The following is a 24,047-nucleotide window of genomic DNA, read 5'->3' as shown; positions in this document are numbered from 1 at the left end:
CCGCTCCTCAGACTGCCAGACCGACCATTCTGGCCAGTTCAACGGTGCGGTTGGCATAGCCCCATTCGTTGTCGTACCAGGCATAGAGTTTGACCTGGGTGCCGTTGATAACCATGGTCGACAGCGCATCGATGATCGATGAACGCGGATCGGTACGGTAGTCGATAGACACCAATGGACGCTCCTCGAAACCGAGGATGTCTTTCAGTTCATTCTCGGAAGCGTCCTTGAGAAGTTTATTCACCTCTTCGACAGTGGTGGCTCGCTCGACCTCGAAGACACAGTCCGTCAGCGAAGCGTTGGCCAGCGGCACGCGTACGGCGTGACCATTCAGGCGCCCACGCAGCTCCGGGAAGATTTCGGCAATGGCGGTGGCCGATCCGGTACTGGTTGGGATCAGGCTCATTCCGCAAGCACGCGCACGGCGCAGATCCTTGTGCGGTTGATCGAGAATGCTTTGGGTGTTGGTCAGGTCGTGGATGGTGGTGATCGAACCGTGGCGAATGCCCAGCTTCTCGTGGATGACTTTCACCACCGGCGCCAGACAGTTGGTGGTGCATGACGCCGCCGTGACGATGCGATGTTCAGCCGGCTTGAACAGCTGATGGTTGACACCCATGACGATATTCAGCGCGCCCTTCTCTTTCACGGGCGCACTCACCACTACGCGCTTCACGCCTTGGTCGAGATACGCCTGAAGCACCGCGACGGTCTTCATCTTGCCGCTGGCTTCAATCACCAGATCGCAACCCGACCAATCGGTGTCGGCAATTGCCTTGTTGGCCGTTACCTTGATTCGTTTGCCGTCAATGACGATGCTGTTGCCCTCGGAGTCGGCCTGGTAATTCCAACGACCATGTACCGAGTCGAAGTTCAGTAGGTGCGCATGGGTCGCCGCGTCACCCGCTGGGTCGTTGATCTGCACGAATTCGAATTCTGGCCAGCTCCAGGCTGCTCGTAGCGCGAGGCGACCGATCCGGCCGAAACCATTGATACCAACTTTGATAGCCATGTTGTTGTGCTCTGTATTGAGTGTCAGTGGGCGTTCGACCGGGTGTCGAACTGGCCGATGTATTCAATGTGGGCAGGATGCTGGATAGCGCGCGGGCGCAGCGACTGAACATCGCGGATGGCATCGCACAATGGCACACCGCTTTCGATCAACAGCCGAGTGGCAACCAAACCGGTTAGCGTCAGCAGTGCCGATGCCCCCGCGTCCTTGACGGTTTGCAGCGCCTCGAAAGGCTTGGTGCCCTTCGTGCCGGGACACGGGGTGAAGATCAATTGGCCATTGAACTGTGCCAGCGGCAGTACGGAATATGGGTGTTGTTGCACGGTGAAAAACCCTCAGATGGAGCGCTGATTGACACGTTTCATGAGTTCTTCCGCCGACTCCTTGCGCTCGGAATAACGATCGACCAGATAGTCCTGACGGTCGCGAAGCAGTAGCGTGAACTTCACCAACTCTTCCATCACATCAACGACACGGTCGTAGAACGGAGACGGCTTCATCCGGCCGTTGTCGTCGAACTCCATATAGGCCTTTGGCACTGAAGATTGATTGGGGATGGTGAACATGCGCATCCAACGTCCCAGCACCCGCAGCTGATTGACCACGTTGAACGACTGCGAGCCGCCGCACACCTGCATGACGGCGAGGGTTTTGCCCTGGGTCGGGCGTACCGCGCCCATCGCCAGTGGCACCCAGTCGATCTGCGCCTTGAAGACCGCGCTCATGGAACCGTGACGCTCTGGAGAGCACCAGACCTGCCCCTCGGACCACAACATCAGTTCGCGCAGTTCCTTCACACGGGGATGATCGTCGGGTGCGTCATCGGGCAGCGGCAAACCTGACGGATTGAAAATCCGCGCCTCGGCGCCGAAGTGCTCCAGCAATCGAGCGGCCTCCTCGACCAACAGGCGACTGAAGGAGCGCTCACGGGTCGATCCGTACAGCAGCAAAATGCGCGGCTTGTGGATGGAGGTCTTTTCGATACCCAGTTTGTCAGTCGATGGGAGATCAACCAGTTCGGTATCGAGTTGAGGGATAGAGTCATCAAACATAGTGTTTGTCCTGCGCAACGGCGCTCTTGGATTCATCGAACCAACGGCGTTTCAACCAGAGGGCCACGCCGACCAGGGAAATCAGCACTGGCACTTCCACCCAAGGGTCAATCACCGTGGCGAAGGCCACTGGTGACGGGTCAGGTAACGGTCCAGGAAAGAAAGACGGCCTTTACTCATGTTAATTGCTCCTGTGGTTACAGCGTGCCAATCAGGGCCAGCTGTGCCTTGAGCTGTTCGGCACTCAGTTGCGAAAGCGGTAATGCCAGGAAGGCCTGGATACGGGTTCTGATCTGCTCCAGCGTGGCTTCAAAAGCCGCCTCGATCTCTTCTTGAGTCCCGTGATATTCCGAAGGATCAGCCAGCCCCCAGTGGGCCTTGGTGGCCGGTCCGAAAAATACCGGGCAAGCTTCACCGGCAGCCTTGTCGCACACCGTGATGACGAAGTCGGGCGCCAAATTCACATGGGCATCGCTGGACTTACTGAACAGCCCAAGCGTCGAAATACCAGCGTTTTCCAGAGTCTTGAGACTCAGCGGATGCACTTCACCTTTGGGCTGACTGCCCGCACTGCAGGCTTTCATGCCTTCCGGTGCCAAGTGATTGAAGACTGCTTCACAGAGGATGCTGCGACAGCTATTGGCAGTGCAGAGGAACAGGATTTTCATCGAGCGATCTCGTAGTCGAAGGCGGAGTCAGGCTATTTAGCGTTCACAGCAGGCCAGTGCCCGTTCAGGACGGTCGCCCATTTCATCAAGGCGTTTGGCATCAGGGCTCAACCAGTGCTTGTTGCTTTCGAGCACAGTGGTCAGTACTTGATGAACCCAATCCGGGAGATTCGGGTGCAGTCGGTAATACACCCATTGGCCTTGTCGACGGTCCGACAACAGGCCGCAACTCCGCAGCTGCGCGAGGTGCCTGGAGACTTTTGGCTGACTCTCGTTCAACGCGCAGGTCAGCTCGCAAACACAAAGCTCTCCTTCACGGGTGATGAGCATCATCGTGCGGACCCGAGTGTCGTCAGCCAGGCATTTGAAAACAGTGGTCGGTGTCAGATGGTCAGCCATATCGTTTCTCAGTGTTTGTTTTTGACCAAGACGAACATCTTGATGCGCTCATGAATTTCGTGAAGGGTGAGACGAAAGGCATCATGTTTGGTGCTGGTGACCGGGTCTTCAAAACTCCAGACGAACAGGACACGGGCTTTGCTGGTCATTGTGCAGCCTCAGCTCATATACGGCTTAACGAATATATGTTTTCCCATATGCAAGGTAAAGAGTCAACGACACATTAATCCATCAAAATGACTGGATCCCGACGACCGTTGTCAATGAAAGCCCTGTAATACAGGGTTAGCCACGTCGAATCGCTTTCCGGCGCTCTTCAAATACCTGCTGCGAAATATATATGGTATCTGTAATAAATCTGTCGCTCACGCGGCCTCAAGGGTTGTCTCTCCAGTGCCACAACAAGATGTCTGGTTTGCCGAAGCCTTCAAGCGATCATCGACTTCATCGAATTCCGAGTTGTAAATGCCAGTTTCCGGGAGGACCAGCTCAACCCTTTTGACCGCGTCCCAATCACCCGCCAGCGCCGCGACGACAGAGCGAACTTGCTCATACTCCCGGCGCCACAATGAGTTCGTCCACTGGTGGGAGTATCTGCTCTCCCGCCTTCACGACCTGTTCCGGCACCTTGTGTCGGATTGGACGATGTACGGCTCCTCGCGTCAGTATTAATTTTTCGCTGCAATCTCAGTGAATTCGATGACCTGGATTTCAATCCATTCTGGTTGTCATCCTCCCAATGGAATTTTTCCGCCTAGACTTGCCTCTTGTCCGCCGCATGAATGAGCTCCAATGCCTGGAATGTACAAAAAACTAAAACAAGAGGAATACCTCCGATGTTCAAGTCAATATGCAAAGCACTCGCCTGTACCCTTGTCTTCGGTACGCTGAGCACAGCGATGGCCGCCGATCCAATAATTATCAAGTTCTCACATGTAGTCGCCGAGCAAACGCCCAAGGGTCAAGGCGCCTTGCTGTTCAAGAAATTGGTCGAGGAGCGCCTGCCCGGCAAGGTCAAGGTCGAGGTCTATCCCAACTCGTCCCTGTTTGGTGACGGTAAGGAGATGGAAGCCTTGCTGTTGGGAGATGTGCAGTTGATTGCCCCCTCGCTCGCAAAGTTTGAGCAGTACACGAAGTCTGTCCAGTTGTTCGATCTGCCCTTCCTGTTTGACGACATCGCCGCGGTCAACCGCTTCCAGTTGAGTCCGCAGGGGCAAGGGCTGCTCAAGTCCATGGAGAGCAAGAACATCACCGGCCTGGCCTATTGGCACAACGGCATGAAGCAACTTTCGGCCAACAAGCCACTGCGCGTCCCTACCGATGCCCGTGGCCTGAAGTTCCGGGTGCAGGCGTCTGCCGTGCTTGAGGAGCAGTTCAAGGCTGTTCGCGCCAATCCGCGCAAGATGAGTTTTGCAGAGGTTTATCAGGGGCTGCAGACCGGTGTGGTCAACGGTGCGGAGAATCCTTACTCGAACATTTACAGCCAGAAGATGTATGAAGTGCAGAAGTACATCACGGAATCCAATCATGGTGTACTGGACTATATGCTGATCACTAACACCAAGTTCTGGAATGGTTTGCCGCCGGATGTTCGAAGTGAACTGGACAAGATTGTCGTTGAAGTCACAGCTCAGGTGAACAAGGACGCGGAACAACTCAATGAGGGCGACAAGCAGCGCATCCTGGCGGCCAAGACCACTGAAATCATCACCCTGACGCCAGAGGAACGCGAACAATGGCGAGAAGCGATGAAACCGGTATGGAAGAGGTTTGAGGGCGATATCGGTCCTGAATTGATCTCTGCCGCTGAAGCCGCCAACAAGGCCCAATGATCGCAATGCAGGTGCTGCCCAGGGCGGCACCTGCCGATCATTACTCGATAGGAGATGCCATCCATGAAAGCGCTTCAGCGTATCTGGGAACACTTCGAGGAGGGTTTTATCGTCTTCCTTCTTGCCGCCATGACGCTGGTCACGTTCGTTTATGTGATCCTCAACAACCTCTACAGTTTTTTCTACTGGCTAGGCGATCACTGGGGTGCTGCGAGCGCCCCGTTATTCGCAATGGGCGACGGGATCATGGGCATGGCCCAGGCGATGACCTGGAGCAGCGCACTGACCAAAGCCCTGTTTGGCTGGTTGATCTTTTTCGGACTGGCCTACGGCGTGCGCACGGCGGGGCATATAGGTGTAGACGCGCTCGTCCGACTGACCAGCAGATCGGTACAGAAGTACATAGGTATTGTGGCCTGTCTGTGCTGCCTGACCTATGCAGGGCTACTCAGCGTTGCCAGCTTCGAATGGATTCAGACCCTGATGAATGCAGGCATCGGTGCCGAGGACCTTGGCCACTTTGGCATCATGCAATGGCATATCGGTTTGATCGTCCCTTTGGGTTTTGCCCTGGTCTTCATTCGCTTCGCTGAGATTCTCGTGCGCATCCTGCTGAACCGCCAAACCGGTCTGGGGCTGGCTGATGAAGCCGCCGATGCCTTGAGACTGGCCGAACACGAGGACGACAAGCCATGACCATTACTTTCCTTTTCGCGGCCCTGTTCGTCCTGATGTTCATCGGCGTTCCCATCGCCATTTCCCTGGGACTGGCCGGCTCCTTGACCATCATTTTTTTCAGTCCCGATTCCGTGCGCTCCCTGGCGATTAAGCTATTCGAGACTTCGGAACATTACACGCTGCTGGCCATTCCGTTTTTCCTGCTCGCTGGTGCATTCATGACCACCGGTGGCGTTGCCCGTCGACTGATCGATTTTGCCAATGCCTGTGTCGGCCATATTCGCGGCGGCCTCGCTATTGCGGCGGTGTTGGCCTGCATGCTATTCGCTGCTCTTTCCGGCTCCAGTCCGGCGACTGTGGCCGCCGTAGGTTCGATTGCCATTGCCGGTATGGTGCGCTCCGGTTATCCGCAGGCCTTTGGCGCAGGGATCATCTGCAATGCCGGGACCCTGGGCATTCTGATTCCTCCCTCGATCGTGATGGTAGTCTATGCCGCCGCGACCGAAACCTCCGTCGGCAAGCTGTTCATGGCGGGTGTGGTGCCAGGTTTGTTGTTGGGTACAGCGCTGATGGTGGCGATCTATATTGTCGCCGTTAAGAAAAACCTGCCCGCGCTGCCCCGCGCGACATTGCGTGAACTACTCGGTACCGCACGCCAGGCAATTTGGGGCCTGTTGCTGATGCTGATCATCCTGGGTGGCATCTACTCCGGAATGTTTACCCCGACCGAGGCGGCAGCTGTGGCGGCGGTTTACTCGGCCTTCATCGCCTTGTTCGTCTACAAGGACCTGACGTTTCGTGAAACCCCGAAAGTCCTGCTGGACTCTGCGAAGTTGAGCATCATGCTGATGTTCATCATCGCCAACGCCATGCTCTTCGCCCATGTGCTGACCACCGAGCAGCTTCCGCAACAGATTACCGCCTGGGTGATCGAGGCCGGCCTGACGCCCGTCATGTTTCTGCTGGTGGTAAACATCGTGCTACTGATTGCGGGCGCCTTTATGGAACCGTCGGCCATCATTCTGATTCTGGCGCCGATCCTCTTTCCCATTGCCATCAAACTGGGTATCGACCCGATTCACCTCGGCATCATCATGGTGGTCAATCTTGAGATCGGCCTGATCACGCCACCGGTGGGCCTGAATCTGTTCGTCACCTCGGCTGTGACAGGTATGACATTGCCAGCCACCGTAAGGGCCGCCATGCCCTGGCTGATGATCCTGCTGCTGTTCCTGATCCTGGTTACCTACGTTCCCTGGATTTCCCTTGTGCTGCCAAACTGGCTGGGCATGAGTTGACTTTCCACCTTGGCCGCCCGTGTCATGAAGGAAATTGCCACGGTTTAAACGGATAGCCAGACGACAAAAAGCCCACACTTGGCGGGCTTTTTGTCGAAGGGGGACCAAATCCTTTGGTCGCCACATTGACTGTCACGATACGAAAGGCGTCCCACCAGCCGTAACCACTGTGAAAACAACCAGGTACCCACCAATATCCCTTGGACGGAGCACCACGGTATCTGCCGTCCTCGCACGACCAACCAGTGTTTCCGAGCATGATGTTCGAACGCTGATCCGGCTGTACCCTGGCGGGAGATGTTCGTTACTCTCGACGCTGAGAAAGAGCCCAGCGGAGCGGGCGATCTGTTTAAAACTAGGCAAGCGGTAACCAGACGCACACTTCGAAACCCTCCTGTCGACCTGTAGCAGGGGAAAACAGTTTCATTCTCGCGTTAACCCCCTGAACGATGGTTTTAGTAATCGCCAACCCCAGCCCTGAACCACTGATTTCACTGTGACCGCGCACAAAGCGCTCTGTCAGATGCTGCAATACCGACTGCGGCACCGCCGGGCCGCTATTGACCACCCGCAGTTGTGCCTGTTCGGTGAGGCTGACTTCGATCGGTTGATCCGCTGCGCCGTACTTCAGCGCGTTCTCGATCAGGTTGCGCAACAGGATACCAAAGGCGTCCGGATCGATGCTCGAGTACACGCTGGCTTGACCGGGCAACTGCAACTCAATGCGCTGACCGCTGCGATGGTTCCACTCGTCGACCCCATGGGCCAGCAATGGAATCAGGTCCTGAGGTGTTTCGGACAACAGCCCACCGCCCTCGGCCTTGGCCAGTTGCATGAGCTTTTCCGAAAGCCGAGCCAACTCGCGCAACGCGTTTTCGATCTTCGCCGCTCGTACCCGCAACGGGCCTTCGGGCGCCTCGTGGTGTAACCGCTGGATCTGCGCCAGGGTCGCGGCCAGTGGCGTGCGCAGTTCATGGGCGCTGTTGGCGGTAAAGCTGCGTTCGGCTTCCAGGGCCTTGCGCAAGCGCTCCAGCAGGTGGTTGACCGCCTCGGCCAATGGATCGATTTCTGCCGGCAGGCGGGCCACCTTGATCGGCGACAAATCACCCACGCCACGCGCCTCGACCGCACGACGATACGCCAACACACTGCGCAGGCTGATCCGCACGAACAACCAGGTGCCCAACAGGCTGACGGGAATCAGCGCCAACAGCGGCAACAACAAGGCAAACAAGGCTTCCCGCGCGGCTTCACGGCGATGCCCCAGCGGCTCGGCGATCTCAATGAACAGCGTTTCGCGCAATGCACTGGCGCCATACAAGCGGTATTTTTCAGAGGTGGAAAAACCCTCAGTCGGCTGTTGACTGAAGATCTTCGGGTTGGCGTCGTGGGATTGCATCAGGATCTTGCCGCTGGCATCGCGCACCAGGTACGTCAGGTATTCCTTGTGCATTTTCAACGTCGCAACGTGCTGAGCCTCACGGGGTTCCTCCCGGTTGCTGATTTCCAGCACGGCCAGTGGCAAGATGCGTTGCGCGGTCTCTTCCAGCGCGCTGTCGAACGCCTCGTTCAACTCATGTTGCACCACCAGCCAGGCGCCGACGGTCGCGCCCAGCCACAGCAAAGTCATGCCCAGGGTCAGCCCCAGGCCGAGGCGTTTTTGCAGGCTCAAAGAAGACTTCATACGGCCATCAACCGGTAGCCCATGCCGCGCACGGTTTCAATCAGCTCTCGTCCCAGTTTTTTGCGCAGCCGGCTGATGTAGACCTCGATGGTATTGCTCTCGATTTCGGCGCCGAAGGCATACAGACGTTCTTCCAGCTGCGACTTGGACAACAACGCGCTGGGCCGCTGCACGAACGCTTCGAACAGCGCCCATTCGCGAGCCGTCAGGTCCACGGTGGTGCCGGCCCGCTGCACGGTGCGGGCACTCATGTCGACCTGCAAATCACCGAGCTTGATCTGCGGGTTGGGATTGCCGCTATAACGCCGGGCCACCGCCGCCACACGGGCCGAAAGCTCGAAAAGATCGAACGGTTTGACCAGGTAATCGTCGGCCCCGGCATTGAGGCCGGCAATGCGATCGGATATCTGATCCTGGGCCGTCAGGATTATCACCGGGGTCACGTCACCTGCCGAACGCTGCTGACGCAAAAAGTCCAGCCCGCGACCGTCCGGGAGCATCAGGTCCAGCAGGATCAGGTCGTAAGGCGTGGTGCGGACGCTGTTGCGTGCGTGGTCCAGGCGCTGCACCCAATCGACGGCGTGACCGTCATCGGCAATCTGCTCGCGCACCGCATCCCCCAACCCTGGTGCGTCCTCGACCAATAGAACCCGCATCTGGAACCTCCTGTGATGGTTGTCGTGCAGCACCTTAATCGCCTTACCTGACGTGAATCTGAAGATTCAGCTGGTTGTCAGGAATGCACCTTAGGGTATGCCACAGACGCCGACCTCGGCAGGAGACAGATCATGAAATCAGGTTTTATTGCCAATGCCGCGCTGTTGAGCCTGCTGCTCAGCGGTTACGCCTTGGCGGACGACGACTGCAGCGACCCGGTGAGCGACTGGCAACCGCGCGACACCTTGCGTCAGCAGGTCGAGCGGCAATACGGCTGGAGCGTGCAGCGCATCAAAGTCGACGACGGCTGTTACGAGCTCAAGGGCCTGGACCGCAAAGGCAACGCCATCGAAGCCAGCTACTCACCGGCCTCGCTGCGCCTGCGCACCCTCGAGATCCACTTCCGCGACGATGGCAATGCCAGGGATTACCTCGGTAGCCCGATCACCGAATGACACCTCACCTGTCGATGAGTTTTTCCTGCGTTTCAGGTTGCTGTCAGCAAGCAGGTCCAGGCTCTCGACCTAACGATCAAAAGGACACCCTCATGAAGAAGATCATCGCAGCCACCTGCCTCGTCGGCGCCATTGCCCTGCCAGGGCTGGCCCAGGCCCGTGAAGTGACCCTGACCACCCAGCTCAAGGACTACAGCGGCAATGATGCCTACCTGGCGATCTACGTCACCGACGCCAATGGCCAATACCAGAAAACCCTGTGGGTGGCCGGCAAGAAGGCCAAGTACTACAAGCATTTGGGCGACTGGGCCCGTGGCAGCGGGATGAACCCCAGCGAATTTGACGGGGTCAGCGGCGCCAGTGTCGGCAGCGGGCGCACGCTCAAAGTCAGCGTCGAACTGGCAGACACCCTGATCGATGCCGGGTATCAGATCCGCATCGACAGCGCCGTCGAGGACAAACGTGACGCTCGCGCCGATGTCAGCGTGCCGTTGACATCCAAGGGCGCCGGCAAGCCAGCGCCCGGCAGTACCTATGTCGAGTCCTTTACTTACGATCTATAGCACCCGCCATCTCTGGAGGCTGAACATGCTTCGTCAGTTCCATTCCCTTCCTGGCCTGATCGCCGCCCTGCTGGTCATGTTATTGGCCATCAGCGGCGCGATCCTGTCGGTCGACCCGGCGCTGGAACGCCTGCACAGCACGTCCACCCCTGCCGGACAACTCAACGTCGGCCAACTGGCCGGGCGCGTTGCCAACCACTTTCCAGGCGTGGAGCAGATCCAGCGCTCAGCGTCCGGCACGGTGATCGTCTACTACAACCAGAACGGCCAGGCCGGGGCGGAAAAGGTCGACCCACTGACCGGCAAAGGCCTCGCCCCTTACGAACCATCCGCGTTCACACGCTGGGTGAAAGACCTGCACCGCTCGCTATTTCTTGGTACGCCGGGCCATGGGGTGTCGGGGGTCGGCGCCCTGTTCATGCTGATGCTGTCAGTGTCCGGCGCGCTATTGCTGGCCCGGCGCCTGGGTGGCTGGCGCAACCTGCTGCGGCCACTGCGGGGCACTTTCAGCCAGCGCTGGCATGCTGAAGTCGGGCGATTGGCCTTGCTGGGGCTGCTGCTGTCGGCTTTGAGCGGGCTCTACATGTCCGCCACCACTTTTGGTTTTATCGCCGACGGCAGTCAAAGTGAACCCGCCTTCCCCGCCCACGTCAGCGCCGGCCCGGCCTTGCCGGTAGCGAAGCTGCAAGCCTTGCAGGCCACCGACCTGAACGACCTGCGCGAGCTGGTCTACCCGAACCCCGGCAACCCGCGCGATGTGTTTTCCCTGCGCACGGCCCAGGGCGACGGCTATGTGGATCAGGCCAGCGGCGCTTTGTTGTCCTATCAGGCCCACGACTCGATGCACAACCTCTACGAATTGATCTATCAGTTGCACACCGGCGAAGGCCTCTGGTGGCTGGGCCTGCCGCTGGGGCTCTGCGCCCTCTGCGTGCCGTTGATGAGCGTGACCGGCATCCTGTTGTGGTGGCGCCGCCGCAAGGCTGGCCCGAACATCCGCCACAACAGCCCTGCCCACTCCGCCGACAGCGTGATTCTGGTGGGCAGCGAAAACAACAGCACCTGGGGCTTTGCCAAAACCTTGCACGACGCCTTGCACCAGAGTGGCCATCAGGTACACAGCGCGGCGATGAATGAATGGGCGGGCGATTACCGCAATGCCCAACGGGTCTTCATCCTCACCGCGACCCACGGTGACGGCGATGCGCCGGCCTCGGCTTCGCAGTTTCTGGCGCGGCTGGCCAAAACCGGCCTCAAGCCCGGCCTGCCCTTTGCGGTGCTGGGCCTGGGCGACCGCCAGTTTGCGCAGTTCTGTCAGTACGCCCATCAAGTGCAGGACGCCATGTTGCAGGCCGGTGGCTCGCCATTGCTGGCGCTGGAAACCGTCAACCGCCAGTCCCCTCAGGAGTTTGCGCGCTGGGGCCACGCGTTGGGTGACGTGTTGGGGCAGGAGCTGGCGCTGGTTCACACCCCGCAGCAGCCGCGTACCCATCAATTGAAGCTGACAGAGCGGATTGCCTATGGCGAACAGGTGAACGCGCCGACCCACATCCTGCGCTTCAAAGCCTGCGGCGAACTGCCGGACTTTCTGGCCGGCGACCTGGTCGGGATTCTGCCGCCGGGCAGCCCGATCCCGCGTTTCTACTCGCTGGCCAGCGGTTCCCAGGACGGCGTGCTGGAGATCTGTGTGCGTAAACACAACGGTGGCGTGTGCTCGGAATTCCTTCATGGCCTGGACATCGGCGCGCAGATCGAAGCCTTCATCCAGCCCAACCCGCAATTTCGTCCGGCATCGGGCGCGCACCCGGTGATCCTGATCGGCGCCGGGACCGGCATCGGTCCCCTGGCCGGTTTTATCCGCAACAACAAGGCCCGACACCCGATGCACTTGTATTGGGGCGGGCGCAACCCGGCTTCGGACTTTCTCTACGAACCGGAGCTCAACCAATACTTGTCGGACCGCCGCCTCACGGCACTGCGCGCCGCCTTCTCTCAGGTTCAGGACCGCAGCTACGTGCAGGACCGGCTGATAAGCGATGCCCTGGCCTTGCGCCGGCTGATTGAAAAAGGTGCCCAGGTGCTGGTGTGTGGCAGTCGCGAAATGGCCAAAGGCGTGATGCAGGCCCTCGATGAAGTGTTGGCGCCTCTCAACCTGAGTGTGCTGACTCTCAAGGCACAAGGACGCTACCGTGAAGACGTCTACTGAGTTGCAGCGCTATAGCCTGAACGGCGAAACCATGGGCACCCGATACACCGCCCTGTTTTATGCCGGGGCCGGGATCGATACCGACGAAATTGGCCAGCGCCTGGCGCGCGCCGTGGCCCGGGTGGACCAGCAAATGTCCAGCTGGAAACCCGACTCGGACCTCAACCGCCTAAACGCCGCCCCCGAGCAGGAATGGGTGTCCGTGCCCAAGGAACTGGCCACGGTGCTGTCTGCGGCACTGCGCGTCAGTCAGCAATCGGGCGGCGCCTTCGACATCGCCGTCGGTGACCTGGTGAACGCCTGGGGCTTCGGCCCAGGGGAGCAGACGGTCACAGAGCAGGCGATCGGCACGATTGCGCCGCGCGCCCGGCTGTTAGCCAGCGCCGCATTGGTGGTTGAGCCGCAACGCAATCTGGCGCGCAAGCGCGTCCCGCTGAACCTTGACTTGAGTGGCATCGCCAAAGGTTTTGGCGTTGATGAACTGGCCCGTTGCCTGGAGGGTTTTGGCATCACCCGCTACCTGGTCGGCATCGATGGCGAGATGCGCGCCCGGGGCGTCAAACCTGACGGCCAGTGCTGGGCCGTGGCCCTGGAAAAGCCCAACCGGGGCATGCGTGAAGTCATGGGGGTGATGGAACTCAGCGATGCCGCAATCGCGACCTCCGGGGACTATCGACATTGGGTAGACGTGGCCGGTCAATCCTATGCTCACACCATGAACCCGGCCACCGGCGCGCCGCTGTGCAACCCGCTCGCCGCCGTCACCGTGGTGGCGGCCTCGTGCATGCTCGCCGATGCCTGGGCCACGGCGCTAATGGTCCTGGGCGAAACCGAGGGCCCACGTCTGGCTCAGGAACGCGGGATGGACGCGCTGTTCGTGCTGCGCGAGGGTGAACAATTCAAAGAAATATCCATTGTCGGCGGCCAGCTGCAGGCGCAAATTGAAACCCGCTGACGCCGATTACCGGCCCGCTCGGAACCCGTCCGACGTGGACCGCCTAATGACAGGGAATCCCTTTAAACAATGAAATTCATGCACAGGCACACCGAGGCACACAGAAGCGATCGTATCGGCTGGCTGCGCGCCGCTGTCCTGGGTGCCAACGATGGGATTGTCTCTACCGCCAGCCTGCTGATCGGCGTCGCTGCCGCCAACGCCAGCCATGCCACGTTGCTGGTCACCGGAATGGCGGGGCTGATGGCCGGGGCCATGTCCATGGCCGCTGGCGAGTACATTTCCGTACACTCCCAGGCCGATACCGAGCGGGCCGATCTGTCCCGCGAACGGGCAGAATTGGCAAGCGACCCGAAAGCCGAACACCTTGAACTTGCGAACATCTATATGCATCGCGGCGTGTCACCTGAACTGGCGCATCAGGTGGCCGATCAATTGATGGCCCACGACGCGCTGGGCTCTCACGCCCGGGACGAGCTGGGCATCAGCGCCACCCTCACCGCCAAACCCTTGCAGGCCGCCCTCGCCTCGGCCGCCAGTTTTGTGGTGGGCGCCGCATTGCCACTGGCGGTGACGCTTGTTGCTCCGGAGCACAGCGTGGTGCCCTGGATATCGGGCATGTCATTGGTGTTTCTCGGGATATTGGGTGCCATTGCTGCCAGGGCCGGCGGGGCCAAGGTCATGACCGGAGCCTGGCGGGTGACCCTCTGGGGTGCGCTGGCCATGGGCATGACGGCGCTGGTGGGATCGCTGTTCGGAGCAGTGGTTTAGTAAGACATACGCACCCTAGGGGTGTGGGTGTTGGCTGTGATCGTGACGGTATTTCACGGCCGCCTGGTGCAGCCGCAGCACAGCCTGAGTGCAACGCACGAGACGCCCTCCACGCTGCAACAGGTGGATGAACATGCGCTGCATGCCAGCGGCTGCCTTAAGCATTGTGCCGATGCAGCAAAGGCGATCAGTCCCACATCGCAGATACCGACACTGGATCTCACCAGTTTAGCGCTTGCGTTGCTGCTACCTGCGATGATGCTGCTTAACTCCGCTCAAACAATAACCTTCGCCGCGCTCGCACTGAAGCGCCCCGCTCCATCGGGGCCACCCGCCCGCCTTATATTCGTCCGCTTCAACGATTAATTCGCCTTTCAGGGCGGCCACACCGTGGCCGCCCTGCTTCATTGCGCCGATTCGGCGCGGCTTAGTAGTTCCTACCTATCTCTAAATACCTGGAGTTCACCATGCAAACACAATTGAAACTGGTTCTTGCCGCCATTTTGGCCAGCAGCGTCTTCATGGCTTCTGCCGAAGATGAGCATCACCCAGCCGACGCACCTGACAGCGCAACGGCTGCCAGCGCACCGTCCGAGTCGGCGATGAATAAAGCGATGAGCGAGCAAATGCAGAAAATGCAGGCCGCTCATGACAAAGCCGCCGCTGCGAAGACGCCAGCCGAACGGCAAGCCGCTATGCAAGAGGGCATGAAAATGATGAATAAATCCTGGCAGTCAAACCTGCTCTAAAATGCTTTTTTCAGCACCTCGGCCTATTTCCGTCGGCCAAACAGAATCCTCAACCTATGAGCTAGATCAGTTGGGTTCAAACCTGGGTCGCTATACTGGCTACCGCCCCAGCATCGACTCAAGGTTTTTCCCATGACTCTTTCGCCCAGTGACCAACGAGATGTAGTGATTATCGGTGGGGGGCAGTCAGCCTTGGCGGTAGCGTATTTCCTGCGCCGAACTCAACTTTCGTTCGTTATCCTCGACGCAGAGGAAGAGCCCGGTGGTGCCTGGCGGCATGGCTGGAATTCGCTGCGCTTGTTCTCTCCGGCCACCTGGAGTTCGATACCAGGCTGGATGATGCCGCCCGCCCAAGAAGGCTATCCAACGCGAAATCATGTAGTCGACTATCTCAACCAATATGAGCAGCGCTACCAGTTTCCGGTGGAGCGCCCGGTTCGGGTCGTTTCTGTGGAACGCTTAGAGTCTGGCTTGCGAGTACGTTCTGACGGCAAGTATTGGGATGCCAAGGTTGTAATCAGCGCCACCGGCACCTGGAGCAATCCGTATATCCCTCACTACCCTGATGCCGAGTTGTTCGCCGGTCGGCAATTGCATTCCGCGAACTATGTCGATGCACAAGCCTTTGCTGGCAAGGAGGTTTTGGTGGTGGGTGGCGGCAATTCAGGAGCGCAGATTTTGGCAGAAGTATCCAAGGTCGCCGAGACCACTTGGGTAACCCCTGCCGAACCGGTGTTTTTGCCTGACGAAGTGGATGGACGAGTACTGTTCGAGCGCGCCACCCAGCGCTTGAAGGCCCAGCAGGAGGGGCGTGTCATTGACCAGCCCGTCGGCGGGTTGGGGGACATTGTCATGGTGCCACCAGTTGCAGAAGCCCGTGAGCGGGATGCTCTCAAGTCTGTACGCCCCTTTGAACGCTTCACTCGCGATGGTGTGATGTGGGCCGATGGATCTGAATCCGCAGTGGATGTGGTGATCTGGTGTACCGGGTTCAGGCCCGCACTTCAGCATCTTGATTCGTTGGGGGTGATCGACACTGAAGGTCGTGTTGAGGTGGACGGCACTCACTCGATCCAGGAACCAAGACTATGGCTGGTGGGCTATGGCGAGTGGACAGGTTCGGCTTCCGCCACACTGATCGGTGTAACGCGCACAGCACGCAGCACAGTCAATGAGATCGCGACCTATCTTGGCGATCCGTCCGTGGCCTAGTGCCCTACATCCCAGGAGTAGAGGACATGAATGAAACGATCATGCGCTGGCCGGAGCGCAATCCCCGCCTGTTTTTAGCGGTAGCAGCGCTTGTCTGGTTCGGATTGTATGAAGCCCTGATACCTGTTTCAGAGGCTTTGGTCGCAGCGCTTCCTGTTGATCGCAACAGCCACTTGGGAGGTGCCTTACAGTTTTTTTTCTACGACACGCCCAAGGTGCTGATGCTGTTGACCGGCATCGTGTTCTTGATGGGCATGATCAATTCCCACTTCACGCCTGAACGCACCCGCGCAATGTTGGCAGGGCGAAGCGAGGGCATGACCAATGTCATGGCGGCCACTCTCGGTGTGTTTACCCCATTTTGCTCGTGCTCAGCCGTTCCTCTGTTTATAGGTTTTGTTCAAGCTGGAGTACCCCTGGGGGTGACTTTCTCATTCCTCATTTCTGCACCCATGGTGAACGAGGTAGCGCTGACACTGTTGCTTGGCCTGTTCGGCTGGAAAGTTGCATTGCTGTACCTCAGCCTGGGGTTGTTTATTGCGATTGTTGCCGGCTGGGTCATTGGGCGTCTGAAAATGGAGGCCTATCTGGAAGACTGGGTCCGTGATATGCCCAAGATCCAGGCAACCGCCGGGGACACGAGTATGCCGCTGTATGAGCGGATAAATGCCGGGTTCAGCAGCGTGCGTGAAATCGTCGGAAAAGTGTGGCCTTACATCCTTGCCGGTATTGCCATTGGCGCAGGCATTCACGGGTATGTGCCTGAGGATTTCATGGCCAGCTTCATGGGCAAGGAAGCCTGGTGGTCAGTTCCGCTCGCGGTTCTTATCGGCATCCCCATGTATACCAATGCGGCAGGCATCATCCCCATTGTGCAGGCACTGCTCGCAAAGGGCGCAGCGCTGGGCACTGTGTTGGCCTTTATGATGAGTGTCATCGCTCTATCCCTTCCGGAAATGGTGATCTTGCGCAAGGTGTTGAAAGTGCGCCTGATAGCCACCTTCATTGGGGTCGTCGCCGTCGGCATTCTCATCGTTGGTTACGTCTTCAACTTCGCTTTGTAATCCACCTACCGAGGTTTTTATGAAAGACATCAAGGTCCTGGGCACCGGTTGTGCAAAATGTAAATCGACAGTAGCCATCATCGAACAGGTGGCGAGTGCGAAAGGCGTCCCCGTTAAGCTGGAAAAAATCGAAGACATGCAACAGATCGTCGGCTACGGGGTGATGTCCACGCCCAGCGTCGTGATTGATGGAAAAGTCGTTCACTCAGGGGGCATCCCGAGCCGTGAGAAGGTTGAAGAATGGCTCTGCGCTTGAGACAAAGGCCTCTGCACACCCAGAGGCCTGACTGCCCTTCTCCGACAATGACGCGGCGTTTCTTTCGACGGCAGCCGCTGCGGCAGCTCTGGCGAGGGTGCCTATAGAAACCCTCAACAGCCAGTGCTTTTGCATCAGCCTTGATAAAGACGTCCTCTACGAAACTCTGGAGTCGACGCTTTCGGGCAGCCAGGTTTGTTTGAGCTTGCGCAGCAACGCTGCCCTCCTCTATTCGCAGCCCATCCAGTCTTCATCGCACCGGCCCACCTGCATCGTATGGCGCAGGTAGTGCGCGCGGTCGAAGCAGTCGTTTCACTCCGAGCTTACCGTGAGGAAGTGCTGGCTCACTCTCCTGCTATCGCACGACATGATCCGGGTGGGGTCAAGGGAGTGTTCTTTGGGGATGACTTTCATGTCATTGAGAACAATTTCGGCCTGATCGAGATCAACACCAATGCTGGTGGGGCAATGCTCAATGCCGTGTTGTCACGAGCGCAGCAATCGCTCAATGGAGCGCCAGGAACAGACCCAAGTAGCTGGATCGTCCAAACACCCACGCGTCACCTTATGCGTTCAGGCCAATCCAGCCATGAACGCCCACGTAAAGGCCAACACCGATGATCAGCACGCTGGACAGGTAAGGTGCACGACGAGCCACGGTGCCCAACCACGGCCAACGGTTGGAAGCCTGTTTAGCACCAATAGCTGCCGCAGCACCGACAGTGACCAAGGTGATCGCCAAACCGATGCTGAAGCACAAGACGAGCATACCTCCCAATGTCACCTCCTTAACCTGAAGGCATAGCAACAGCACGGTGATGGCCGCCGGACACGGAATCAGGCCACCCGTCAGACCGAACATGACGATTTGGCCGGTGGTGACTTCGCGGTTGGTGAAGCGTTTACGGATATCGTTGGCATGAGCACGTTCATGCGCATCCTGATAGCCATCAATCGACAGCTCCAGACCTTCCAGTTCGGAATGCGCGTGCCCGTGATCATGCTCCTGGTACTCCAGGTCGTAATCATGGGAGTGACCTGCATGCCCAAGACTCAACCGCGCACTGAACTCATGAGGCTCTGGAATATCGACCGCCGACTCCAGGAAACCTTCGCGCTCGACGAATGAAAACGTTTGAGTGCTGCCGTCTGGACGGGTAGTGGTCAGACGAACGTCTGAAGCAAGCCACGCATGCCCGGTCAATGCCTTCAAGCGCCAGTGCGGTGGCATACCCTCTTCAAAGATCGACAGTTCGATGCGGCCATGGCCGGTATCGATGCGATGGGTTTCATCGTGATGACCATGGTCATGCTCGCCGTGATGGTGATCATCCTCTTGCTCGAACTTGAACATCTGCTCGCCACGCCAGGTACGCCACAGCATCCAAAATGCAATCACAATGATCAGCGCGGAAGACGCAAGCTGGAAGTAAGGCTCAGTGGTTTGAGCATCCAGGCCTTTGCCCAGGTACATGCCACCGATGGCGACCAACCACACCACTGCGGTGTGCGACAGCGTCGCGGCCAAACCCAATAAGACGGCCTGTTTGACCGAGCCACGGATGGCGACGATGAAGGCCGCCATCATGGTTTTTGAATGGCCCGGTTCCAGGCCATGCAAAGCACCGAGCAGGATGGCGCTCGGGAAATACAGCCAGGCGTGTGAACCGCCCTGTTGCAAGAGTTCAGCAAAGTTGGGCATGTCAGACCTAGAGGTACTTGGTGATTTGCTTGAAGGCTTCCAGTGGTGCGCGCTCGCCATTGTTCAATGCCGAGACGGTGTCCTCCAGGCAGTGATCGATGTGATCCTGAATGAGTGTGCGCTTGGCTTGGCATACCGCTTTTTCAACTGCATGCAGCTGCTGGGCGATGTCCACGCACTGACGCCCCTCTTCGATCATGGTGATGATGCCGCGTAAATGGCCGTCCGCCCGTTTGAGGCGTTTGATGATCGCCTCATGACTTTGGTGAGTGTGGGGATGGTTGTGTTCGTGATCGTGCTCACTCATGACTTGAGCCTCAGGCCTCCATAAATTACGCTGGCATCCTATCCCCCCTAGGGGGATCTGGTCAAACACATGAAAGCCCTATAAAACGAATTGAAACCCGAATGCCATGTTCAGCAGAACACTGACAACGACAGTGGTAATCGCGCTTGTTCTCGCCATGTTTGTGGCCTGGGCCGGACATACCTATACCTTGTCAGTGACGCCGAAACAGCCAGCCTGCGAGATTGCGCAAGACGCCCATCACGCCCATGAACAGCAAGCCGAAATGTCGGGTGCGGGCTGCTCGGATCAGCGAGCGTGACCATGCCCGAACGGGTGACCATGACTTGCTCGACGACCTTGATGTCCTGCCCTTCCCCACCGCCGACCTTGACCAGCTTGTGCTTGAGCCAGCCGGTGTTCAGGCGCGGTTGGTACGCAACCCAGCTCGAACGAGCGGTACGGCGATGAATCCAGCGGTTCTGGTTCAGCCAGGCGAATAGATTGGTTGGGCGAATGCCGAGAAGCTGGGTGGCCGTGGTGATGCAAACGTCGCCTTGTGATTTGGCCAAGCGCTGCAGTGCTTCGACTTTCGGCGCTTGCTTGGCGATGACCTGCTGAAGCTGGAGATTCTCTTCGGCTTGCAAGGCGGCGAACCGCAGAGCCTCGGGAAGAATTTGCGGGATCGTGACAACCTGTCGTGACACGTTTTCTAGTTCGTGCAAACGTGTCACGACACGGTATCGAAGTGGCGCGCTGTACCCGGAAAGCAGCGTGATGACCAGATCCTGACCCAGCACGTACTCGGTCTGCTGACGGTTCAGGCCATCGAGATAGATGCGTCCAAAAGTGGACGCATCGAAACCAAGGTCGCCGAGCATGCGTTTCGTGTCGCGCATGACGTGCTGATGCTGCTTGCCGGTGAGATCAGCAATCTCCCGGCTCGACATGGTGACCGTATTGCTTGGAGCGACGATCGTGTTCTTAATGGCTCCACTGTGTTGTACAAGTTATTGAAAAAGCCGGCCTGCCAGGCGGTTTTTTTATGTCTGGGATTCAGGCAGCCTACAGCGATTCGCGCAGAACCTGCAGCGCGTCGATTGCTTCAAGAATTGCTTTCTCGCCCTGGGCTTTTTCGTGCTGGCCCTGATCACCGCGCAACGCCGAACCGACATCCTTGATATGCGCTTTCGGGAGGGATTCCTGTACGTCGTGCAGAAGAAGACGGCCAAGGCCAGTGACGCGGCATGGATTCGCTTTCAGGTGACGCCGGAACTCCAAGCAGTCATCAGTCGGTGCCGTGACGATGTTGTCTCGCCGTACCTAGTGCACCGCAAGCCCGATCGCCTGAAACAGAGACAGGCACAGACCAAGGACCACTGGACGAAGGTTGAAGAGCGATATTTGACTCGAGCGTTCAAGGAAGCCCGGGAGGCGGCGGAATGCTACAAGGGATGGAAGGAAGAAGAGATGCCGGGCTTCCAGGAAGTGCGAGCGCTGTCGCTGCATCTCTACAAAAAAGCCGGAAAGGATGGGCAAAAAATTGCGGGGCATGCGAGCGAGGGCATGACCAAAAACTACCAGCGAGACCACGAGGAAATCATCTGGTCCGAGGCCATTCCGGACCTGAATATCAACGAAATCACCGGATAGTTTTGCGCTAGTTCTGCGAAGACACAAAAAAGCCGATCCAGATGATCGGCTTAACTGTCTGATTTTACTCAGGAAATATGGTCGGGACGGAGTGATTCGAACACTCGACCCCTAGCACCCCATGCTGGGGACTGTAGCGACCTAAGCAATTGTTCTATAAGGATAACAGCCCCTTTTTAGGGTGGCAAAACATCCGCTTTTTTGTGCTTATGCAAACGGAAAGCCGTGGTCTGTAGCGGTGGTTTTGCGCAAGCTGATTTGCAGTTGTCCGGAATTTTGTCGACGTCCACGCCTCAAATTTGTAGGGCGCACCGTCCTGCACATAGAGGCCATAAACAATGCCACAGTCGAAGCAGAAACCAGCTAAAGCAGAGCAGCCGAAGGTCGAAAACCTGCCGAGCAAAACCGGTAAGGTTTCCGGAAAAAAAAGGGGAAATGCAGATCCCAAGCAGAAATAATTCTGGCGCGACCCCGCCCAAGCCAGGCACGTAGTTGATGGCTTGGGTGCAACAACCCTTGATAGGATGCCACCATGTCAAGGTGACCGGTAGTCAGTTGTACCTATTGATGTAAAAGGGAAATAGGATGATTTTCGATACTCTCAAAACCCGCATATCACCCTATAAGAATCAATAACTTAGCGTTGTATATTCCTACAGTAGTACCCCCATTCTCCGGCGTTCTGCCGAACGAATCCCAATCCTTTTTTGCCTGCTACGCTTTCCTCTTCCACGGAGGAATCTCATGCCAAATTCAGACCTGCTCCCTTCCCTGCTCTTCAAAATCAACGAAAACCAGTTGGCCCTTGAGGCCGCCATCCTTGAACTGTCCAACTGGGTCGAGCAGCAAGGCGCCGCGGAAGTCGCGGACAACGTGCGCGGCGCCCTAGACACCATCGACAAGAACGAAGAGTTCATCAAACTGACGCTTGCGGTGCTCATGACGCCGGAGTGAGCGCTGGGGGCTACTTTTGGCCAAAAATTGCGCTTTCGAGAGTCTCGTCCTAAATCGATACACGGTCGATAACTTCGCCATCGACGTTTTTCCGAATCAGTTCTCCCGCAACGAATTGGGAAAAAAAGGCCTCATAGTGCGCATTAGGTATGGGGGCATGGAACGGCATTTCGCCGTTGCGTGCACTGGCAGTCAACTCTCGAAGAGTTTCCACATGCCAGCACTTGCCTAAAGCCACCTCGGCCAAACGCGTGCTGCCGATCGTACCCGAGTACACACCCAAAAATTTGAAGCATTTCTCGGTTTCATTTGTTAACGCTTGAGTGTCGAGTCCCGCGAACGCATCAAGCGCTCCAATATTTCCTCCAAGCATTTGCTTGAACAAGTCATTGTTCGCGTTGTTTCCTGCTCCGATACGTTTTTCGTCTTGCGCGATCAGAACTGGCGCGCCAGACATCCCAGCTCGTGATAAGGAATCAATGAGCAACACTCGTCCGCCAAGTCGCAAGGCCGGTTCGGTTGCGATGCTGCCTCTCTTCCAAACAGGAAGGAAGTACGGTGCATCGTCACCAAAAGTCTCAATCATGTCTTCGCGACTGAAGGGATAGCCGAGAATAAACACGTCCTTTGCCACCGCCTCGTTTATATGCGTGTCATCTTCAGCCGAATGGATATCAACAAACTCAAAATGGTTTTCGAGAGTTATCGGCAAGCGATAGATCACGATGTCAACGTCCCCGCCTGCGGGATGCTCTTCCCACAACGGTTCCATCGCGGCGTTGTAAAGCGGAAGGGTCAACTCGATCAGACCTCCACTGTTGCTAACCACAGTAACCTTGAGTAAGTGTGGCGGCGTTCTGTTTGATCCCATGACAGACGGAGCAGCAGGATCAAGGCCCGTAACGACGTGCCAGTTTGTAACCAACAATAGTGTTTGGCTTGCCCGAATAAAGAAGCCCGTCGCATAAGAGAGTTGTATCTGCTGACCTGTCTCAGGGTGGATAATGTAGGTCTGTATGTAAGTGGTAGCGCGCGACAGCTGATGAATCACAATACACTCCAGATACAAAATATCGGCCGATGTGTAGATGATAGCGATACCGCTGCAACAATCCTTGTCATTTCGTACCGACCTTGACGCAGCTAACCTATCGATTCAACTCCCTCACATAAGCCTGGCATGCCGCCAACGCAATCAATCCTTGGTCGCCGGCGTCGGTGATGGCGACAATTCGTTGAGCATGCGCTGGGTCAAGTCTGACGCGCGTTCCTCCATGAACCACGCCGCTTATCTCGAACAGTGCAGAGATATCATGCAGGAGCGGTCCGATCTTGTGTCGCCGTCATCTGCTGCCCCGCACGTACTGACCACCAAATTGATATCATCGCCGGATTCGACTAAGTCAGGACCGACTCGTGGCGTCAGACATACAATACATTTTGATAAATTCAGTCCCTGAGTCCCACTGGACTGATGACGTTCCTGCTATAGCATCCGTTTTCATCGCGCTTCTTGCGCTTTTTGTGACCCTATACCAGTCTCATTTGTCACGAAAACACAATCGTCTCTCCGTCAAACCTCATCTCGCAATACATAGCGAAGAAGATGACGACACATTCAAGATCATTATAAAAAATGACGGGCTAGGGCCAGCAACAATAGATATGTTCAACATTTTCGCAAATAGTGTCTTGGTGGATGGGGCTGGTGAAAAGCTCCTCATGACCGCGTTTGAAAACCTCACGCGATGCACGGTCATCGCAATAGAGGCAATCAACACTCCATTCGTATTACCCACCAACCAGCAGATTCAGCTTGTCACATTGAAATTTGACAAGAACCTAAATTCCATTGAGGACTATTTGGAAGAAAATTTGCGCCTAGAAATCAAATACAAATCGATATACGAAGAAACCTTCATCCTAGACAGCGATTCATAG

At 57.3% G+C, this 24,047-nt stretch carries 26 protein-coding genes and 4 pseudogenes; 16 read left to right on the top strand and 14 right to left on the bottom strand.

Annotated elements, in window-relative coordinates; translation table 11 throughout:
- Positions 1-7 precede the first annotated feature (7 nt).
- The 7 genes and pseudogenes from ACM6IQ_RS11615 to ACM6IQ_RS11585 form a co-directional block, all read right to left on the bottom strand.
- Complete coding sequence (locus ACM6IQ_RS11615; protein ID WP_414878817.1) at positions 8-1,012, bottom strand: ArsJ-associated glyceraldehyde-3-phosphate dehydrogenase; 1,005 nt, start codon at positions 1,010-1,012, stop codon at positions 8-10.
- Between the two features lie 23 nt (positions 1,013-1,035).
- Positions 1,036-1,335, bottom strand: coding sequence for a hypothetical protein (locus tag ACM6IQ_RS11610; RefSeq protein ID WP_017337867.1), 300 nt, complete (start codon positions 1,333-1,335; stop codon positions 1,036-1,038).
- A gap of 12 nt (positions 1,336-1,347) precedes the next feature.
- Positions 1,348-2,064 carry an arsenical resistance protein ArsH gene (gene arsH / locus ACM6IQ_RS11605; protein WP_414878816.1) on the bottom strand — a complete coding sequence of 239 codons (717 nt, stop codon included), beginning with the start codon at positions 2,062-2,064 and terminating at the stop codon, positions 1,348-1,350.
- Positions 2,057-2,200 (bottom strand): annotated as a pseudogene (locus ACM6IQ_RS11600) (arsenical-resistance protein); the annotation flags it as partial. The pseudogene ACM6IQ_RS11600 and the gene arsH, both read right to left, overlap by 8 nt.
- A gap of 61 nt (positions 2,201-2,261) precedes the next feature.
- The gene (locus ACM6IQ_RS11595; protein ID WP_017337865.1) at positions 2,262-2,732 is read right to left on the bottom strand and encodes an arsenate reductase ArsC; all 471 of its coding nucleotides are present in this window, start codon (positions 2,730-2,732) and stop codon (positions 2,262-2,264) included.
- 36 nt (positions 2,733-2,768) lie between these two features.
- Positions 2,769-3,131: a metalloregulator ArsR/SmtB family transcription factor gene (locus ACM6IQ_RS11590; protein WP_414878815.1), complete on the bottom strand. Its 363-nt coding sequence runs from the start codon at positions 3,129-3,131 to the stop codon at positions 2,769-2,771.
- Between the two features lie 8 nt (positions 3,132-3,139).
- Positions 3,140-3,250, bottom strand: a pseudogene (locus ACM6IQ_RS11585) (ArsR family transcriptional regulator); the annotation flags it as partial.
- A 717-nt stretch (positions 3,251-3,967) separates the two neighbouring features.
- Here ACM6IQ_RS11585 and ACM6IQ_RS11580 point away from each other — a divergent pair.
- From ACM6IQ_RS11580 to dctM, 3 genes are all read left to right on the top strand, one after another.
- Positions 3,968-4,963, top strand: a complete 996-nt coding sequence (locus ACM6IQ_RS11580) for a TRAP transporter substrate-binding protein (RefSeq protein WP_414878814.1) — start codon at positions 3,968-3,970, stop codon at positions 4,961-4,963.
- Positions 4,964-5,026: 63 nt separating this feature from the next.
- Positions 5,027-5,659 carry a TRAP transporter small permease gene (locus ACM6IQ_RS11575; RefSeq protein WP_414878813.1) on the top strand — a complete coding sequence of 211 codons (633 nt, stop codon included), beginning with the start codon at positions 5,027-5,029 and terminating at the stop codon, positions 5,657-5,659.
- Positions 5,656-6,939, top strand: a complete 1,284-nt coding sequence (gene dctM / locus ACM6IQ_RS11570; protein ID WP_414878812.1) for a C4-dicarboxylate TRAP transporter large permease protein DctM — start codon at positions 5,656-5,658, stop codon at positions 6,937-6,939. The genes ACM6IQ_RS11575 and dctM overlap by 4 nt, the downstream gene beginning before the upstream one ends.
- Before the next feature lie 355 nt (positions 6,940-7,294).
- On the opposite strand, the gene ACM6IQ_RS11565 is transcribed toward dctM, so the two are convergent.
- Both ACM6IQ_RS11565 and ACM6IQ_RS11560 read right to left on the bottom strand, forming a co-directional pair.
- A complete protein-coding gene (locus tag ACM6IQ_RS11565) occupies positions 7,295-8,623 on the bottom strand; it encodes a sensor histidine kinase (RefSeq protein ID WP_414878811.1) in 1,329 nt (442 codons plus the stop codon).
- Positions 8,620-9,279 carry a response regulator transcription factor gene (locus ACM6IQ_RS11560; protein ID WP_414878810.1) on the bottom strand — a complete coding sequence of 220 codons (660 nt, stop codon included), beginning with the start codon at positions 9,277-9,279 and terminating at the stop codon, positions 8,620-8,622. Before ACM6IQ_RS11560 ends, ACM6IQ_RS11565 begins: the two co-directional genes overlap by 4 nt.
- Before the next feature lie 132 nt (positions 9,280-9,411).
- Here ACM6IQ_RS11560 and ACM6IQ_RS11555 point away from each other — a divergent pair, with 132 nt between their 5' ends.
- From ACM6IQ_RS11555 to ACM6IQ_RS11510, 10 genes are all read left to right on the top strand, one after another.
- The gene (locus tag ACM6IQ_RS11555) at positions 9,412-9,735 is read left to right on the top strand and encodes a PepSY domain-containing protein (protein ID WP_017337845.1); all 324 of its coding nucleotides are present in this window, start codon (positions 9,412-9,414) and stop codon (positions 9,733-9,735) included.
- A 92-nt stretch (positions 9,736-9,827) separates the two neighbouring features.
- A complete protein-coding gene (locus ACM6IQ_RS11550) occupies positions 9,828-10,298 on the top strand; it encodes a DUF2271 domain-containing protein (protein ID WP_414878809.1) in 471 nt (156 codons plus the stop codon).
- Between the two features lie 25 nt (positions 10,299-10,323).
- The gene (locus tag ACM6IQ_RS11545) at positions 10,324-12,504 is read left to right on the top strand and encodes a PepSY domain-containing protein (protein ID WP_414878808.1); all 2,181 of its coding nucleotides are present in this window, start codon (positions 10,324-10,326) and stop codon (positions 12,502-12,504) included.
- Positions 12,488-13,459 (top strand): FAD:protein FMN transferase, encoded by a 972-nt coding sequence (locus ACM6IQ_RS11540; RefSeq protein WP_414878807.1) that lies wholly within the window; start codon positions 12,488-12,490, stop codon positions 13,457-13,459. The genes ACM6IQ_RS11545 and ACM6IQ_RS11540 overlap by 17 nt, the downstream gene beginning before the upstream one ends.
- Positions 13,460-13,528: 69 nt before the next feature.
- Complete coding sequence (locus ACM6IQ_RS11535) at positions 13,529-14,230, top strand: VIT family protein (protein ID WP_017337841.1); 702 nt, start codon at positions 13,529-13,531, stop codon at positions 14,228-14,230.
- A 27-nt stretch (positions 14,231-14,257) separates the two neighbouring features.
- Complete coding sequence (locus ACM6IQ_RS11530) at positions 14,258-14,596, top strand: hypothetical protein (RefSeq protein WP_414878806.1); 339 nt, start codon at positions 14,258-14,260, stop codon at positions 14,594-14,596.
- Between the two features lie 101 nt (positions 14,597-14,697).
- The gene (locus ACM6IQ_RS11525) at positions 14,698-14,979 is read left to right on the top strand and encodes a hypothetical protein (protein WP_414878805.1); all 282 of its coding nucleotides are present in this window, start codon (positions 14,698-14,700) and stop codon (positions 14,977-14,979) included.
- A gap of 132 nt (positions 14,980-15,111) precedes the next feature.
- Positions 15,112-16,191, top strand: coding sequence for an ArsO family NAD(P)H-dependent flavin-containing monooxygenase (locus ACM6IQ_RS11520; protein ID WP_414878804.1), 1,080 nt, complete (start codon positions 15,112-15,114; stop codon positions 16,189-16,191).
- A gap of 26 nt (positions 16,192-16,217) precedes the next feature.
- The gene (locus ACM6IQ_RS11515; RefSeq protein WP_414878803.1) at positions 16,218-17,255 is read left to right on the top strand and encodes a permease; all 1,038 of its coding nucleotides are present in this window, start codon (positions 16,218-16,220) and stop codon (positions 17,253-17,255) included.
- Positions 17,256-17,274: 19 nt separating this feature from the next.
- Positions 17,275-17,511: a thioredoxin family protein gene (locus ACM6IQ_RS11510; protein ID WP_414878802.1), complete on the top strand. Its 237-nt coding sequence runs from the start codon at positions 17,275-17,277 to the stop codon at positions 17,509-17,511.
- Positions 17,512-18,076: 565 nt separating this feature from the next.
- Here ACM6IQ_RS11510 and ACM6IQ_RS11505 read toward each other — a convergent pair.
- The 3 genes from ACM6IQ_RS11505 to ACM6IQ_RS11495 form a co-directional block, all read right to left on the bottom strand.
- Positions 18,077-19,213, bottom strand: a complete 1,137-nt coding sequence (locus ACM6IQ_RS11505; RefSeq protein ID WP_414878801.1) for a nickel/cobalt efflux protein RcnA — start codon at positions 19,211-19,213, stop codon at positions 18,077-18,079.
- Positions 19,214-19,220: 7 nt separating this feature from the next.
- A complete protein-coding gene (locus ACM6IQ_RS11500) occupies positions 19,221-19,520 on the bottom strand; it encodes a metal-sensing transcriptional repressor (RefSeq protein WP_017337834.1) in 300 nt (99 codons plus the stop codon).
- A 110-nt stretch (positions 19,521-19,630) separates the two neighbouring features.
- Complete coding sequence (locus ACM6IQ_RS11495; RefSeq protein WP_414878800.1) at positions 19,631-20,449, bottom strand: phage antirepressor KilAC domain-containing protein; 819 nt, start codon at positions 20,447-20,449, stop codon at positions 19,631-19,633.
- A gap of 190 nt (positions 20,450-20,639) precedes the next feature.
- Here ACM6IQ_RS11495 and ACM6IQ_RS11490 point away from each other — a divergent pair.
- Together ACM6IQ_RS11490 and ACM6IQ_RS11485 are read left to right on the top strand one after the other, a co-directional pair.
- Positions 20,640-21,152, top strand: a pseudogene (locus ACM6IQ_RS11490) (integrase); the annotation flags it as partial.
- Between the two features lie 744 nt (positions 21,153-21,896).
- Positions 21,897-22,106, top strand: a complete 210-nt coding sequence (locus ACM6IQ_RS11485; protein ID WP_414878799.1) for a hypothetical protein — start codon at positions 21,897-21,899, stop codon at positions 22,104-22,106.
- Between the two features lie 49 nt (positions 22,107-22,155).
- Here ACM6IQ_RS11485 and ACM6IQ_RS11480 read toward each other — a convergent pair whose 3' ends face one another.
- Together ACM6IQ_RS11480 and ACM6IQ_RS11475 are read right to left on the bottom strand one after the other, a co-directional pair.
- Positions 22,156-23,157 (bottom strand): S1 family peptidase, encoded by a 1,002-nt coding sequence (locus ACM6IQ_RS11480; protein ID WP_414878798.1) that lies wholly within the window; start codon positions 23,155-23,157, stop codon positions 22,156-22,158.
- A gap of 97 nt (positions 23,158-23,254) precedes the next feature.
- Positions 23,255-23,392 (bottom strand): annotated as a pseudogene (locus tag ACM6IQ_RS11475) (lysis protein); the annotation flags it as partial.
- Positions 23,393-23,522: 130 nt separating this feature from the next.
- Here ACM6IQ_RS11475 and ACM6IQ_RS11470 point away from each other — a divergent pair.
- Positions 23,523-24,047 carry a hypothetical protein gene (locus tag ACM6IQ_RS11470; RefSeq protein WP_414878797.1) on the top strand — a complete coding sequence of 175 codons (525 nt, stop codon included), beginning with the start codon at positions 23,523-23,525 and terminating at the stop codon, positions 24,045-24,047.

Source organism: Pseudomonas sp. IT-P100, from assembly GCF_949767185.1.
Taxonomy (GTDB): domain Bacteria; phylum Pseudomonadota; class Gammaproteobacteria; order Pseudomonadales; family Pseudomonadaceae; genus Aquipseudomonas; species Aquipseudomonas fluorescens_B.
Note: the sequence above shows the minus strand (reverse complement) of the source record. Positions and strands in the feature narration are given on the sequence as shown.

Bases quoted from the DNA above. Each gene is read 5' to 3' on its own strand.
- ACM6IQ_RS11615 (WP_414878817.1), bottom strand. From the start codon at position 1,012: ATGGCTATCAAAGTTGGTATCAATGGTTTCGGCCGGATCGGTCGCCTC.
- arsH (WP_414878816.1), bottom strand. From the start codon at position 2,064: ATGTTTGATGACTCTATCCCTCAACTCGATACCGAACTGGTTGATCTC.
- ACM6IQ_RS11595 (WP_017337865.1), bottom strand. From the start codon at position 2,732: ATGAAAATCCTGTTCCTCTGCACTGCCAATAGCTGTCGCAGCATCCTC.
- ACM6IQ_RS11590 (WP_414878815.1), bottom strand. From the start codon at position 3,131: ATGGCTGACCATCTGACACCGACCACTGTTTTCAAATGCCTGGCTGAC.
- ACM6IQ_RS11580 (WP_414878814.1), top strand. From the start codon at position 3,968: ATGTTCAAGTCAATATGCAAAGCACTCGCCTGTACCCTTGTCTTCGGT.
- ACM6IQ_RS11575 (WP_414878813.1), top strand. From the start codon at position 5,027: ATGAAAGCGCTTCAGCGTATCTGGGAACACTTCGAGGAGGGTTTTATC.
- dctM (WP_414878812.1), top strand. From the start codon at position 5,656: ATGACCATTACTTTCCTTTTCGCGGCCCTGTTCGTCCTGATGTTCATC.
- ACM6IQ_RS11565 (WP_414878811.1), bottom strand. From the start codon at position 8,623: ATGAAGTCTTCTTTGAGCCTGCAAAAACGCCTCGGCCTGGGGCTGACC.
- ACM6IQ_RS11560 (WP_414878810.1), bottom strand. From the start codon at position 9,279: ATGCGGGTTCTATTGGTCGAGGACGCACCAGGGTTGGGGGATGCGGTG.
- ACM6IQ_RS11555 (WP_017337845.1), top strand. From the start codon at position 9,412: ATGAAATCAGGTTTTATTGCCAATGCCGCGCTGTTGAGCCTGCTGCTC.
- ACM6IQ_RS11550 (WP_414878809.1), top strand. From the start codon at position 9,828: ATGAAGAAGATCATCGCAGCCACCTGCCTCGTCGGCGCCATTGCCCTG.
- ACM6IQ_RS11545 (WP_414878808.1), top strand. From the start codon at position 10,324: ATGCTTCGTCAGTTCCATTCCCTTCCTGGCCTGATCGCCGCCCTGCTG.
- ACM6IQ_RS11535 (WP_017337841.1), top strand. From the start codon at position 13,529: ATGAAATTCATGCACAGGCACACCGAGGCACACAGAAGCGATCGTATC.
- ACM6IQ_RS11525 (WP_414878805.1), top strand. From the start codon at position 14,698: ATGCAAACACAATTGAAACTGGTTCTTGCCGCCATTTTGGCCAGCAGC.
- ACM6IQ_RS11520 (WP_414878804.1), top strand. From the start codon at position 15,112: ATGACTCTTTCGCCCAGTGACCAACGAGATGTAGTGATTATCGGTGGG.
- ACM6IQ_RS11515 (WP_414878803.1), top strand. From the start codon at position 16,218: ATGAATGAAACGATCATGCGCTGGCCGGAGCGCAATCCCCGCCTGTTT.
- ACM6IQ_RS11510 (WP_414878802.1), top strand. From the start codon at position 17,275: ATGAAAGACATCAAGGTCCTGGGCACCGGTTGTGCAAAATGTAAATCG.
- ACM6IQ_RS11505 (WP_414878801.1), bottom strand. From the start codon at position 19,213: ATGCCCAACTTTGCTGAACTCTTGCAACAGGGCGGTTCACACGCCTGG.
- ACM6IQ_RS11500 (WP_017337834.1), bottom strand. From the start codon at position 19,520: ATGAGTGAGCACGATCACGAACACAACCATCCCCACACTCACCAAAGT.
- ACM6IQ_RS11495 (WP_414878800.1), bottom strand. From the start codon at position 20,449: ATGTCGAGCCGGGAGATTGCTGATCTCACCGGCAAGCAGCATCAGCAC.
- ACM6IQ_RS11485 (WP_414878799.1), top strand. From the start codon at position 21,897: ATGCCAAATTCAGACCTGCTCCCTTCCCTGCTCTTCAAAATCAACGAA.